Origin of the sequence: Pseudomonas sp. MWU13-2862 (genome assembly GCF_023242495.1) — a bacterium.
GTDB lineage: Bacteria > Pseudomonadota > Gammaproteobacteria > Pseudomonadales > Pseudomonadaceae > Aquipseudomonas > Aquipseudomonas gingeri_D.
On the sequence record NZ_JALMEZ010000009.1, the window covers coordinates 217,813 to 231,632 of the forward strand.

Annotated in this window: 12 protein-coding genes; 5 read left to right on the forward strand and 7 right to left on the reverse strand. The window is 59.7% G+C overall.

Going from position 1 to position 13,820, the window contains the following annotated elements; genetic code table 11:
* Position 1 precedes the first annotated feature (1 nt).
* The 6 genes from M5C56_RS18050 to M5C56_RS18075 form a co-directional block, all read right to left on the reverse strand.
* Positions 2-877, reverse strand: a complete 876-nt coding sequence (locus M5C56_RS18050) for an ABC transporter permease (RefSeq protein WP_103496044.1) — start codon at positions 875-877, stop codon at positions 2-4.
* Positions 874-1,830: an ABC transporter permease gene (locus tag M5C56_RS18055; protein WP_103496045.1), complete on the reverse strand. Its 957-nt coding sequence runs from the start codon at positions 1,828-1,830 to the stop codon at positions 874-876. Before M5C56_RS18055 ends, M5C56_RS18050 begins: the two co-directional genes overlap by 4 nt.
* Positions 1,831-1,878: 48 nt before the next feature.
* A complete protein-coding gene (locus M5C56_RS18060; protein ID WP_103496046.1) occupies positions 1,879-3,516 on the reverse strand; it encodes an ABC transporter substrate-binding protein in 1,638 nt (545 codons plus the stop codon).
* A 92-nt stretch (positions 3,517-3,608) separates the two neighbouring features.
* On the reverse strand, positions 3,609-4,883 hold the full coding sequence (locus tag M5C56_RS18065; protein ID WP_103496047.1) for an FAD-binding oxidoreductase: 1,275 nt from the start codon (positions 4,881-4,883) through the stop codon (positions 3,609-3,611).
* Between the two features lie 53 nt (positions 4,884-4,936).
* On the reverse strand, positions 4,937-5,605 hold the full coding sequence (locus M5C56_RS18070) for a haloacid dehalogenase type II (RefSeq protein ID WP_103496048.1): 669 nt from the start codon (positions 5,603-5,605) through the stop codon (positions 4,937-4,939).
* A gap of 361 nt (positions 5,606-5,966) precedes the next feature.
* Positions 5,967-7,439 (reverse strand): aldehyde dehydrogenase family protein, encoded by a 1,473-nt coding sequence (locus tag M5C56_RS18075; RefSeq protein ID WP_103496049.1) that lies wholly within the window; start codon positions 7,437-7,439, stop codon positions 5,967-5,969.
* A gap of 242 nt (positions 7,440-7,681) precedes the next feature.
* Here M5C56_RS18075 and M5C56_RS18080 point away from each other — a divergent pair, with 242 nt between their 5' ends.
* Together M5C56_RS18080 and M5C56_RS18085 are read left to right on the forward strand one after the other, a co-directional pair.
* Positions 7,682-8,539, forward strand: coding sequence for a GNAT family N-acetyltransferase (locus M5C56_RS18080; RefSeq protein ID WP_103496050.1), 858 nt, complete (start codon positions 7,682-7,684; stop codon positions 8,537-8,539).
* A gap of 65 nt (positions 8,540-8,604) precedes the next feature.
* Positions 8,605-9,318 (forward strand): cupin domain-containing protein, encoded by a 714-nt coding sequence (locus tag M5C56_RS18085; RefSeq protein ID WP_103496051.1) that lies wholly within the window; start codon positions 8,605-8,607, stop codon positions 9,316-9,318.
* 80 nt (positions 9,319-9,398) lie between these two features.
* Here the strand turns inward: M5C56_RS18085 and M5C56_RS18090 are convergent, their stop codons facing one another.
* Positions 9,399-9,995 (reverse strand): TetR/AcrR family transcriptional regulator, encoded by a 597-nt coding sequence (locus M5C56_RS18090; protein WP_103496052.1) that lies wholly within the window; start codon positions 9,993-9,995, stop codon positions 9,399-9,401.
* 610 nt (positions 9,996-10,605) lie between these two features.
* On the opposite strand from M5C56_RS18090, the gene M5C56_RS18095 reads away from it, so the two are divergent.
* The 3 genes from M5C56_RS18095 to M5C56_RS18105 all read left to right on the forward strand — a co-directional run bounded on the left by M5C56_RS18095 (position 10,606) and on the right by M5C56_RS18105 (position 13,820).
* Positions 10,606-11,619 carry an SDR family oxidoreductase gene (locus M5C56_RS18095; protein WP_103496053.1) on the forward strand — a complete coding sequence of 338 codons (1,014 nt, stop codon included), beginning with the start codon at positions 10,606-10,608 and terminating at the stop codon, positions 11,617-11,619.
* Between the two features lie 79 nt (positions 11,620-11,698).
* Positions 11,699-13,219 (forward strand): class I adenylate-forming enzyme family protein, encoded by a 1,521-nt coding sequence (locus M5C56_RS18100; RefSeq protein WP_103496054.1) that lies wholly within the window; start codon positions 11,699-11,701, stop codon positions 13,217-13,219.
* A complete protein-coding gene (locus M5C56_RS18105; protein ID WP_103496055.1) occupies positions 13,209-13,820 on the forward strand; it encodes an HAD-IB family hydrolase in 612 nt (203 codons plus the stop codon). Before M5C56_RS18100 ends, M5C56_RS18105 begins: the two co-directional genes overlap by 11 nt.

Here is a 13,820-nt window from a genome sequence, read left to right on the forward strand (position 1 = left end):
TTCAATGGCCTCCCGCACGCCGACTACGTCGGGACGACAGCCTGTCGATAAACAGATTCACACCAATGGTCAGGGTGCCGATGGCCAGGGCCGGAATCACGATGGCCGGCGCGCCCTGGTTGAGGCCGCCGATATTTTCCCGCACCAGGGAGCCGAGGTCGGCATCCGGTGGCTGCACGCCCAGGCCGAGGAAGCTCATGCCGCTGAGCAGCAACACGATAAAACCGAAGCGCAGCCCCAGGTCGGTCAGCACCGGGTTGAGCATGTTCGGCAGGATTTCCACGCAAGCGATGTACAGCCGGCGCTCACCACGGGTACGGGCCACCTGCACGTACTCCAGCGCCTCGATGTTCACCGCCATGCTGCGGGCGATGCGAAAAGCCCCGGGGCAGAAACTCAGCACGGCGGTGCAGATCAGCAGCGTGACCGAGGAGCCGAATGCCGAGACCATGATCAACGCCAGCATCTTGCTCGGGATCGAGATAAAGGCGTCCATCAAGCGACTGATCACCTCGTCCAGCCACTTGGGCGACACCACCGACAGCAACGCGCAACCGGTGCCCAGGCCACTGGCCAATACCGCGGCAATCAACGCCAGGCCGACGGTAAAGCGCGCGCCGACCAGGACACGGCTGAGCATGTCGCGGCCCAGGTAGTCGGTGCCGAACGGGTAAACGGCACTGATGCTGTCAAAGACGTTATCGGAGACCACTTCGCCCACCGGGTGCGGCGCCAGCCAGGGGCCGAAAAGCGCCACCAGCAACCAGATAACGCACATCGCGGCGCCAATCAAACCCAGCCAGGCCGGACCATGAGACACCTTGCCGGCCGACAGATCGGGGGTACCCGGCGTCGATTTAACAATGAAATGGTTCATTGGTTTCTCAGCCTCGGATTGGACAGAATCGCGCACAGGTCGGCAATCAGCACCAACCCCAGGTACGCCGTACAAAACAGCATGGTGCAGGCCTGGACCAGCGCCATGTCACGGTTGGTCACGGCATCGACCATCAGGCTGGCGATGCCGGGGTAGTTGAAAATCGTCTCGACAATCACCACCCCGCCCAGCAGATAGGACAGGCTCAGGGCGATGGCATTGGCAATCGGCCCGATGGCATTGGGCAAGGCATGCCGCAGCACGATGCGCATCGGGCTCACACCTTTGAGCCGGGCCATTTCCACATAAGGGCTGTCGAGCTGATCGATCACTGCAGCCCGGGTCATGCGCGCCATTTGCGCGACGATCACGCAGCACAGTGTCATCACCGGCAAAGCGTAAGTGCGCAGGAATTGCAGGGGTGAGGTGATGTCACTGGCATAGGACAGCGCCGACAACCAGCCCAGGTTCACCGCAAAAATCAGCACCGCCAGGGTCGCCACCAGAAACTCCGGCACCGCGACCATCGCCAGGGTGACAAAGCTCAGGAAACTGTCGATGCGCCCACCGCGGCCCATGGCCGAACCGATGCCCAGCACCAGGGCCACCGGCACGGACACCAGCGCCGTGGCGGCCGCCAACATCAAGGTGTTGGGCACCCGACCGGCCATCAAATCGCTGACCGGCATGGCGTTGGAAACGGACAGCCCCAGGTCGCCGCCGAGCAGGCTGATCAACCAGTGCAGGTAACGCAACACACCCGGCTGATCCAGCCCCAGTTTCAGGCGCAAGGCCGCCACCTGTTCCGGCGTGGCGAACTGCCCCAGAGACTGTTGCGCCGCGTCCCCCGGCAGTACCGCCGTGATGGCGAACACCACCATGGAGACGATCAACAAGGTCACGATCGCGGCGCCCAGACGCCGGCCGATCAGCCACAGTGTGTTGCTATTCATCGCCCTCTCCTCCTGCAATGCAACGCGGGCCAAACCCGGGGCAGCCCATCACGCGTCCAGCCAGACCTGCTCGGCGAACATGTAGCCCATGAAACCGCCCAACGGGTTGCTGCCATAGCCCTTGACGCGCTGGTCGACGGCATCGATGTTGCTGATGAACACCGGGATGCCGATACCGCAGTGGTCATGGGCCAGGGTCTGCATGTCCGCGTACATCTTGCTGCGCTTGGCGTCGTCGGTTTCAGCGCGGGCGAGCATCAGCAGCTGGTCGAACTGGTCGTTCTTCCAGCCGGATTCGTTCCACGGCGCGCTCGATTGGAAGAACTGCGAAAACATCACGTCGGCGTTCGGCCGCGGGTTGATGTTGCCGAAGCTCAACGGGTGTTTCATCCAGTGGTTGGACCAGTAGCCGTCGCTGGGCAGACGGTTGACGTCGAGCTTGAGCCCGGCCTGTTTCGCCGACTGCTGCAACAGCACGGCGATGTCCACCGAACCGGTCGCTGCCGGCGAGGCCACCAGGGGCATGCTGATGCTGTCCATTCCGGCCTTTTTCAACAAAAATCTGGCTTTTTCCGGGTCGTAGACGGTCTGCGGCAAATCAGCGTTGTAGTAGCGCGAACCGGGGGCAATCGGATGATCGTTACCCACCACCGCAAAGCCGCGGAACACGGCGGACTTGATCTGCTCGCGGTCCATCAGGTACTTCATCGCCTGGGTGAATTCCGGACTTTTACCGGGCATCTGGTCCTGACGGATGATCAAGTCAGTGTAGTTGCCCGACGGCGCATCCACGACGCGGTGAGTGGTACTGGCCTTGATTCGCGTGGTGGAACGCGGATTGACCTCGTTGATCATGTGCACGTCGCCCGACAGCAGCGCGTTGACCCGCGACGGTTCGTCGGCAATGGCAATGAACTCGATCTCGTCCAGGTAAGGCAGGCCCGGTTTCCAGTAGCCGGTATTGCGCGCCGCAATCGAGCGCACGCCCGGTTTGAACTCCTTGACCTTGAACGGCCCGGTCCCGATGCCTTGATTGAAGTCGGTGGTGCCCTCCGGAACGATCAGCAGGTGCGACACCGCAAGGATCGACGGCAACTCGGCGTTGGGCGCGCTCAGACGGATCTGGACTTCATTGGCGCCGGTAGCCTTGATCTCGGCGAACTGTTCCATCAGCGGCATGACCTTGGAGCCGGTCAACGGATCCTTGTGCCGCGACAGCGAGAACACCACGTCGGCGGCGTTCAGGGTCTTGCCGTTGTGGAACGTCACATCCTTGCGCAGGGTGATGGTCCACAGCGTGGCATCGACGTTGTCGATGTGCTCGGCCAACTCCAGTTGCGGCACCAGATGGCTGTCGAAACGGGTCAGGCCGTTGTAGAACATATAGTGGCGCGCGTAGTCGGTGGACAGCGCCCCCTTGGCCGGGTCCAGGGTATCGGCGGTGGAACTGGACATGCCGGCAACACGAATCCGCCCACCCGGCTTGCCTTTGCCGGGACTCGCGGCGTCATCGGCAAACAGCTTGCCGGCGGCGCTGAACAGGCTGCCGGTGCCTGCGGCGGCCACCCCGGCCACCCCGAGCATCTGCAGGGCACTGCGGCGCGACATGCCGCGATTGAGGCTTTCGAATACCCTCAGGCTTTCCTGGCCGGAGATCAGTGGGGAGTCGATCTTGTTGTCAGTCATATCAGCTGTACCTGTCGATAATGAGAAGGCCCATGCTCGCGGTTGTCCGGAGCGTCTAGAAACGCAAACGACGGTGACACCACCCTTTCAACTCAATGCAAATAGTCCTGGAGCCGGTAATAAGCGCCCACCAGCGGCAGGAACCAGGGTTTGCCGAAATGCCCGGGAATCGCCGGCCAGTCGAGTTCGCGCCAGGGATTGGCCTCGACCTTGCCGGCCATCACCTCGGCCATCACCTGGCCCATGTGCACCGACATCTGCACCCCATGGCCGCTGTAGCCCATGGAGTGATAAACCCCGCCATGCTGGCCGGCACGGGGCAGCCGGTCGGACGTCATGTCCACCAACCCGCCCCAGCAGTAATCGATCTTCACGTTGGCCAACGACGGAAACATCTGCACCATTGCCGCCCGCAGCACCTTGCCGCTCTTGGCGTCGGAGACGCTGTCGGACATCGCAAACCGCGCACGGCCGCCAAACAGCAGGCGGTTGTCCGGGGTCAGGCGGAAGTAGTTACCGATCATGCGGCTGGTGACATAGGCGCGCCGACCGGGCAGCAGCTGGTCGATCAGGGCCCGGGGCAGGACCTCGGTGGCGATCACGAAACTGCCCACCGGTACGATCCGCCGCCGATACCAGCCCAACCCGCCGTGCTGACAGGCGCCGGTCGCCAGCAGCACTTGCCCGGCGTGCAGCGAACCCTTGGCGGTGTTGACCTGGTAGCCGCCAGCCTGGGCTTTCCAGTCCGTCACCGGCGTGTCCTGATAGATCAACGCACCGTGACGTACGGCGGCCTCGGCCAGACCGACACCGAAGCGCCCGACATGCATCTGCACGCCGTTGCGCTGCAGCAGGCCACCGTGGAACTGGGCCGAGTCGACTTCAGCGCGAATCTGCCCGGCAGACAGCAACTCGACATCGGCATCGACTTCCCGGCGAATCAGCTCGCAGGTCCGTGCCAGGCCCTCGTAGTGCATCGGCTTGGCGGCCAACTTGAGCTTGCCGTTACGCTTGAGGTCGCAGGCGATCTGCTCCTGCTCCACCAGCGAAACCACGCTTTGCACGGCACTCTCGTAGGCTTGGTAATAGGCTCGCGCCCGGTCGGCACCGAGGCTGGCGCTCAGGCCGGCGTAATCCTGGGCGACGCCGGTATTGCACTGCCCCCCATTGCGCCCCGAGGCTTCGCCGATCACCCGCCCGGCTTCCAGCACCACCACACTGGCGCCCTGCAAGGCCAACGCCCGAGCCGCCGCCAGGCCGGTGAAACCGCCACCGATGACGGCCACGTCGACCTGCCCGGGCAATGCGCCGAGCTGTGCACCGGTAAACGCCGGCGCGGTGTCGAGCCAGTAGGATTCACTGCCCATGTCTGATCCGCCTATGCCAAAACCGCCTGTGCCAAAAAAAGTGCCGTTACGACTCAGAGCCCGACCAGCGCGGCCAGCCCGCCGATGTCGCTGATCTGCTGGTAGCCGTAGAAGGCATTGCCCGGCACTTCGTGGCCACGGGCGACGAAGGCCTTGTTGCGGATCTTCATGTCGTGGGCCGGCATCAGGTCGTAACGGAAGCTCGACGACACATGCAAGATGTCCTCCGGGCCGCAGTTGAGGTTGTCGAGCATGTACTCGAACGCCGCCAGACGCGGCTTGTAGGCCTGTGCCTGTTCGGCGGTAAAGACTTTGTGAAACGGCGCGCCAAGCTTGTCGACGTTGGACATGATCTGGCTGTCGCTGGCGTTGGAGAAAATCACCAGGGGAATCTTGTCGGCAATTTTCGACAGGCCGGCCGGTACGTCCGGGTGTGGACCCCAGGTCGGCACGGCGTCGTAATACAGCTGGCCTTCGTCCCGGTATTCGATACCCCAACGCTTGCAGGTCCGCGCCAGGGCGGTCTTGAGAATTTCGTCATACGGCATCCAGTCACCCATGACCTGGTCCAGGCGATAGGCCGAGAAGTCCTTGACGAATTGATCCATCTGCTCGGGCACGACACGATCGGCGAACAACTCGCGAGTCATCGTTCCCATGTGGAAATTGGTCAGCGTACCGTAGCAGTCGAACGTAATGAATTTGGGACGAAGAAAGCTCATTGAGTGCGGTCCTGAAGTTCGTTGAGGTCATGGCGTGACAAGCATTCGCTCCGTTTCAGGAGCCGTGATGCAACGCTGCAGCACATCGTCATTACAACACCGTGAAATCAGCAGATGGCGTTAAAAGCGACCTCTGCTCAATACAAACCACCGTTTTAGCACCTCCCCTCAGCAGACTTTGCGGACCGCTCCAGCCTTGGGCAAACCCCGTATTCATGCGCTCTTATGGACCTTTATAACCCTGTAGAGGCTCGATACGCACTGCAGCACCGCAGAACCTGCGCCGGGCCGAACGAAAACGGGCGCTTCCCTGAGGAAGCGCCCGTTGAAGGGTCATTCGAGTGTGTTTGAAGGAGGTGGATCAACCGGCGATGTCGATCAGCACACTCTTGAAACGCAAATTGGCCTCGAATGCCTCGCGCCCCAGATCCTTGCCGATACCGGAACGTTTGTAGCCACCGGTCGGCAGGATGTAGTCGTTACTGCGTCCGTAACGATTGACCCATACGGTCCCCGCTTCCAGGCGCCGCACCAGGCGCAAGGCGCGATTGAGATCGGCCGTGTGCACCCCCGCCGCCAGGCCGTAGGTCGCATGGGCCGCCAGGCCCAACGCCTGCTCTTCGTCGTCGAACGCCTGCACCGTCAACACCGGGCCAAAGATCTCTTCGCAGACCGCCGGATTCTGGTTGTCCAGGCCGGCCAACAAGGTCGGCTGGTAATAGGCCCCGCCCAGGCCTTCGAAGAGCCCGCCGCCGGTGAGCACTTCGGCGCCGGCCTGGCGCGAGCGCTGGACGATGCCATCGATGCGGCTGGCTTGCAGCCGGGAAATGATCGGCGACAGCGTACTCTCGGACGACCAGGTCGGGCCGGGGCGCAGTTCCTCGAAATACGCCTGCAGGTGGGCAATGAACGGTTCCATGATCGAGCGCTGGATCAACAACCGGGAACCGGACACGCACACCTGCCCGGCATTTCCGGTAATGGCCAGGGCCACCGTGCGGGCGGTCTTGGCGATATCCGGCACATCGGCGAAGACCAGTTGCGGGCTCTTGCCACCGAGTTCCAGGGTGACCGGTTTCGGACCGACCAGCGCGCAGGTGGACATGATGCTCGAGCCGGTCGCGGTGGAGCCGGTAAAGGTCACCTTGCCTACCCGTGGGTGACGACACAAGGCATCGCCCGTGATGCGGCCATCGCCCTGGATCACATTGAAAATCCCCGCTGGCATGCCCGCCTGCACCGCCAACTCGGCAAAGCGCAGGCTGGAGAACGGCGTCAATTCCGACGGTTTGAGGACCACGGCATTACCGGCCGCCAATGCCGGGGCGACTTTCCAGGAGGCCATGCTCAACGGAAAATTCCACGGCGCAATGGCGGCAATCACGCCGTAAGGTTCGGCGATCTGCATGCCCAACCGGTCGGTCTGGGTGGCGGCAACCTGGCCACCGTGCTTGTCGGCCAACTCGGCAAAAAAGCGAATGCCCTCGGCGACGTAGGGAATATCCCAGGCGATTACATCCTTGTGGGGACGGGTCGAACCCAGCGCCTCCAGCGGCGCCAGGACGGCAGCGTCAGCTTCGATCAAATCGGCCCAACGGCGCATGACCCGCGCCCGTTCCCGAGGTGGGCGGCTGGCCCAATCACTGCGCTGAAAAGCCTGCCAGGCAGCGTCGACGGCTTCATCCACCATCTCGGCATCGGCGATCGGCAACTGAGCATAGACCTGGCCATCCGACGGTCGCACAACGTCCAGTCCCGGTTGCGCATCGCGGTATTTACCCGCAATGAAATGAGCGCTGCGCACAGCGATAAGGCGAGGATCGAAGCTATCCATGGAGCACTCCAGAAAAGGGTCGGCGAGTCGTGAATCCAGGGCTCCATCGTAGAAAAAAAGCGCAAGCATTTGCTGCCGACCTTGTACTGCAATTAAGTAGTAAGTGTGGTCTGCCGGCCTTGGGCGCGGGGAATCTGCCGAATGTTCCAGCCCCCCTTGCCAGGCCTTCACGCAGATGGGATACAGGCACCCTCGCGGCGCAAAACCGGCCGCTCGTGCACACGGCCCAACGGAGACTCGCCATGTCCGCCCCGCAACCTGTTGCTTATGTCTATCGCCCGATGACAGCCGCCGATCTGCCCTCGGCCCATGCCTTGTCCGTGCAACTGAAGTGGCCCCATCGCCTGGACGACTGGGCCATGTTGCAACGGGTCAGCGACGGCTTCGTGGTCCTGGATGGCGAGCGTCTGGTCGGCACCGCATTCACCTGCCCGCAAGGCGAGTTCGCGACCATCGGCCTGGTGATCGTCAGTGACGACTATCAGGGCCAGGGCATCGGCCGTCGCTTGATGGAAAAGGCCCTCGACGCCTGCCAGTCACGCACCCCGATGCTGAACGCCACCTTGGCCGGCGCGCCGCTTTACACCAGCCAGGGCTTTATCGAGTTCGGCCGGATTCAGCAGCATCAAGGTCAAGCCCATGCGCCCACCCCAGAGCCGCTGGCCCAGGGTGAAGTGTGTCGCCCGCTGCACGAGGCCGATCGGACTCGTCAGCTGGCGCTGGCCAACGCAGCCAGCGGGCTGGACCGCAAGACCGTGCTCACGGAGCTACAGGATGTGGTGGAGCATTCGGTGGGCATCGAGCACGACGGCCAGTTGCATGCTTTCGCCCTGCTGCGCCCATTTGGCCGCGGCCGCTGCATCGGTCCGGTGGTCGCGGAAAATCCCGCACAGGCCAAGCACCTGATCGCTGCATTACTGGCCCAGGTGCCGGACGCATTCGTACGTATCGATATTCCGACGGACAGTGGCTTGGGCGAGTGGCTGGTATCGGCCGGTCTCAAGCAGGTCGATACCGTGGCGCAAATGGCACGGGGCACACCGCCGCAAGCGGTCAACGGCGTCCGACAGTTTGCCCTTGTCACCCAAGCCATGGGTTGACCCGCGCGCACGAAGCAGAACTCGCTATCCCCCTCAACAGCCCATTAACAGGGAGCGTCACCCGCATGCCTCAACCTACCCTTCTGCTCTTGGCTCGCGCCGATGGCAGCCGTGTCAGCACGCCTTTCAACACGATGCCCTTGAGCACTGCCGACCCCTTCGGGGAACATCGTCAGGTCGCCTACACCGGGGCCGACGGTATCTGCGCGGGGATTGTGAGCACAGGCCAGGCACTGGATATCGATGTTTTTCCGCACACTGAAATGATCGTGATCCACGCCGGCAACGTCGTGCTGCAATCCCGAGGCCAGACGCTGAAACTGGGCATCGGCGCAAGCGCCGTGATCGGCTGCGGTACAGCGCTCCGGCTCCTGGCGCAGCCCGATACTCGCTGGGCATTCTGTGCCGTCATCGACCCCACGGCTGAACCGGCACCAGGACTGACAGCGCTGGACCCACAAGCGCTGCTCTCCCCTTCGGCCGCACCGGAACCCCACATACTGATCGGGCCCACCCCACAGTGCCGCTCAGGTAATGTCTTCGAAGACGCCAGTACTGACCTGCGCGTCGGCGTCTGGGACTCGACACCGTACGAACGCCAGGGTCGAGCGCACAAACTCAATGAACTGATGCACCTGATTGAAGGCAGTGTGACCTTGCAGGGCCCCGAAGGTACGAGCCTGACGGTCAACACCGGTGACACGGTGTTCGTACCGCAAGGTACGCCGTGTGCGTGGAAAAGCACTCGCTACGTGCGCAAGTTCTATGCGGTGAAATAGACCCGGGGCGCAATGTACCCTGTCCGAAGTCCCGGCCTCGGACATGCGAATACCGTATACATGAGAAAAATGGCAGAACGCTATAAAGGTTCTGCTGTCTGGATAAGCGAGTTCAACACCAATTTTATTTCAGAAGCCGGATCGTTATGTCCTTGCAGTATCAAACCTTCCGACAGAGCGGTGAAGGTCCGGGCAAGAGCGGCATGGTCAAGAGGAGGTTTCTTGCCGGCATGGTTGAATATAATGGTAATCAGCTTGCCCAGCGCCTCACTGTTTTCCTGATGCAAATCGTAGTAATGCTTCGAGAACGCCTCATCGCGCAAGGCGATCAGTTGCAGTTCGGCATCAAGAATCGCACAATTGGTATTATTCTTAAGCGTGTCAATATACGCATTCAATCCATGGGCCAGCTCTTCCGATGAATAGCCGGCAGCCAGGGTAGCACTCAACCGATCGATTTCAACTCGCTTGAACCGCTGAGTCAATTGCAGAAGCAAATCCGATTTGCTTGCAAAGTTTGAAAAAAAGGCCCCTTTGGAAAAACCGGCCTCCTCGGAAATAGCGTTGACGCTGGCGGCGTGAAAGCCCTTGCTGATCATAAGATCAGTGGCCGTGTCGAACAACTTGTCTCTGGTTACTTGCTGACTTTCCTCTCGCCCCATTCTCTTTTTCATCACGCCTTCGGCTCCTTTGGCCAAACAAAAAACACCTATTTGTAACTAAATGTAAAGATCACCGCTTACCGCAAAAAACAATGTCAACTATCATATATTACACTCACCCTTTCAATCGTTTTAAATTTAATTTTCAAGGAAGCCCATCTACACACCATGTATCGGGGCAACGAAAAGAGGCCGCAAGATGGCCTGTACCCGCGAGTTTTCGCCGCTATCGCAAACATTGGCGACTCATGAAAACGCCTCGACTCCGATAGCTTCAAGATGCCTTGGTATCCACCTGACACGCTCTCCCCGTCCGATCGAGTCGGTGAGGCTGCCTTGTGACTTTCCTGTACAGAACCCCGTGGAGAAATATTTGCGGGACGCCCTCAAGCCCCTCGATCCGGGCGAATAGCCGTGACCGGCGGAGCGCTTGAGCCCAGGATTGCCGTGTTTCACGTCAGATTCAGGTGTCGACCTTGCGGAGCCAAGCAAATACCGCTTGATCTTCAGATACCGTATGGTTTTTAATTGCGCCGTTGACGCCCCCAGCACCCGATCGGAGCATCGAGTCCGGTGGCATCAATCTCAATACAGCAGCAGATGACCCTACAGGAGCTGGATTTTAATGGAATATGCCTTTGTCACAGGTGCTACTGGCCTGCTCGGAAATAATCTGGTTCATGCGCTTTTAAAACGAAATATCAAGGTAAAAGCGCTGGTCCGTTCCGTAGAAAAAGCCAAGAAACAATTCGGCAATCTGCCTGTCGAGTTTGTCCAAGGCGACATGCTCAATGTCGACGCCTTCAGCCATGCCCTGCGAGGCTGCGACGCCTTGTTTCATACGGCTGCCTATTTCCGCGACAGTTACAAAGGCGGAAAGCACTGGCAAAAACTGCATGACACCAATGTGACCGGAACCGAGCGCTTATTGCAGGCCGCTTATGCCGCCGGTATTCGTCGTGCCGTTCATACCTCCTCCATTGCCGTGCTGAAGGGCGATAGAGATCAAGTGATCGATGAAACCATGTCTCGCAGTGAACAGGAGGCTGACGATTATTACCTGAGTAAAATACTGTCCGAGCAAAAAGTTCAAGCATTCCTGTCGCAACACCCGGACATGTTTGTCGCCATGGTATTACCCGGCTGGATGTTTGGTCCCGGCGATATAGGCCCCACCTCATCAGGACAGTTCCTGCTCGACTTTGTTGGACAGAAATTGCCGGGGGTGCTCCCTGGAAGCTTTTCCGTTGTCGACGCCAGGGATGTGGCGGAACATCAACTCGCAGCCCTCACACATGGCCGATCCGGAGAGCGCTATCTGGCAGCTGGCAATCACATGGACATGAACAGTATTTTCCAGGTGCTGTCCCGTGTCAGCGGCGTAAAAGCGCCGGAGCGCAAAGTTCCATTGTTCATGCTGCGCTTTATTGCCTTGATGTATGAAGGCTATTATCGGATTACAAAAAAACCGGTACTCATCAGCACCTCCACGGTCAAACTCATGGAGCAAGAGCAAGGGCGTACCCATTTCAGCCATCAGAAAAGCTCAGAAGAGCTGGCGTGCAAGTTTCGCCCCGTCGCTGAAACACTGTTCGATACCCTGGACTGGTATCGTAAAAATAACTACATAGATGCCTGACTGAAACAGTTCATCTGTCACCTGCCTCTGCAGTGCTTTTTGTCTAGTTAAAAATTCAAGGATTGAGAGAGGTTGGTCAATGAAAAATCTTTTATGCAAAGAAGGTTTTCTACATCGGTTCGTCGGTTTTTCGGAGTCTTTTCCCGACCAGATTGCCATCCGTCATCTGGACGCGGAAGAAGATACCGTCACTTACCGTGGCTTGCGAATCAAGGCTGAAGAGTGCAAGGGTGCCCTCAAGGCCCTGGATGTATTGCCGGGCGATAAAGTAGCGCTGGTTCTACCCAATGGCGTGGAATTCATCGCTTATTATCTGGCGATCATCGGCAGTGGGGCAATTCCGGTCATCCTCAACTACAAACTGACGTCATTCGAAATGACCAGCGTCATCAGCAGCGCCAGGCCGACGCTGGTCGTCACCACCGAAACCCTGTTCGAGCAACATCGCGAGCTATTCCAGCCAGCCTACGGCGTTCGTCACTCCTTGGTGTTGAACGCCGGGAGGGAGCCATCATCGCCCTTGCCCGACAACGCAACGGCCGACTCTCGACTGCCTCGACACGGCGAGCCCTTGTTACTGCCCGAGGGCAATCCGATAGTCTCGGTACAGTTCACTTACCGGGGTATCGGTAGGCCTCTGGCCGTTTCTCACCGCTACCTTGACCTGACGCAATCGAGCGATGGGCTGCATGAGCAGTTTCATCCTCAAGGCATCGGCTCGGTTCATCTGGTGACGCTGCCGCTGTATGCCATCTTCGGACTGTCCGTGATGATGGTTTTCCCATTAAGCGTGGGCGCCACCCTGCTCATGACCAACACCCTGCTCAACAGGGATCTGGCAGAAGTCCTGTCTGAGCATAAGGTCAGCTTTGCCTGCCTGGTGCCCGACGTCATTCGCTACTTCAATACGCGACTGGCCAAACGCAAAGGCGCGCTTTTGCCGATGCACCCTCAACTGATGATTTATTCGGGTGGCAGCCATCTGCCGGCAGACGAAGCCGAGAAACTGGGCAGGCTGCTGGGATGCAATCCGGTACTACAAGGCTATGGATTGACCGAGAGCATGCCGGTGATTGTCCAAAGCTCGATTGGCAAGGTCCACCGCGGCGCCATGGGACAACCGATCAGCGGTGTGGAACTGCGGGTCGTCGATGCCCAGGGCCGGGATGTCGTACCCGGACGTATTGGTGAACTGCTGATACGCGGCTCGATGGTGATCGACGGCTATAACGACGCAGAGGAGGCCAATGCCCGGTTCTTCCGTGAGGGCTGGTTACACACGGGGGATCTGGTCTGGCGGGACGACGATGGACATGTGTTCTTCTATTGCCAACGCCTGCGAATCTCGAAGATCAAAGCGCAAATGGTCGACCTGACGGAAATCGAGTCCGTCGCCCTGAAGCACCCCGGCGTGGTCCGCGCGAAGGCCTTCATCGTCCCTGACAATAAAGAGGTCAACGTATTGCACCTGTGCGTTGAAGGGCACGGCGACCTGACCCAGAACACTGTCTCCACCCTGCTCGCGCGCGACCTCTCGGGCTTCAAGCTGCCCAGAACCATCGAGATTATCTCTCTCAAGGAAGAGACCCATGCAAGCTGATAGCACACAACCGGTACTGGCCGTTTTCGACTTTGACGGCACATTGACCGACAGGCATACCTTCTGGCGCTACATGCGTTTTATCGTTGGAACCCGATCGTTCTGGCTCCGGATCATTCCCCTGCTGCCCAAAATGCTCAGTGTGATCCTGGGAATCACACCGCTGATGCAAGCGCGACTGGCGTTCATTGCCTGTTACCTGGGCGGCCTGTCAGTCGAGCAAGAGCGCGAGCATGCCAAGTATTTCATTACCGAACAGCTACCGCTCTGGCTCAGGCCCGAGGCCCTGCGCCGATTGCAATGGCATCAATCCATGGGGCATGTCACGGCGCTGGTCAGCAATTCGCCGGAGAACTATCTGATTCCCTGGGGCCAGGCGGCGGGTTTCGATCATGTGTGCGGTACCCGCCTGGCGACTGCAAAGAACAAGCTGACCGGTGGGATATCCGGCACCAACTGTGTTGAGAGAGAAAAAGTCACACGGCTGAAAGGCTGTTTGAGCAACCTTGATGACTTTTACATTTATGCCTACGGAGACTCATCAGGTGACGATGCCCTGCTCGGCATTGCCAACTCTCCCTTCTATAGAAACTGGTACTGA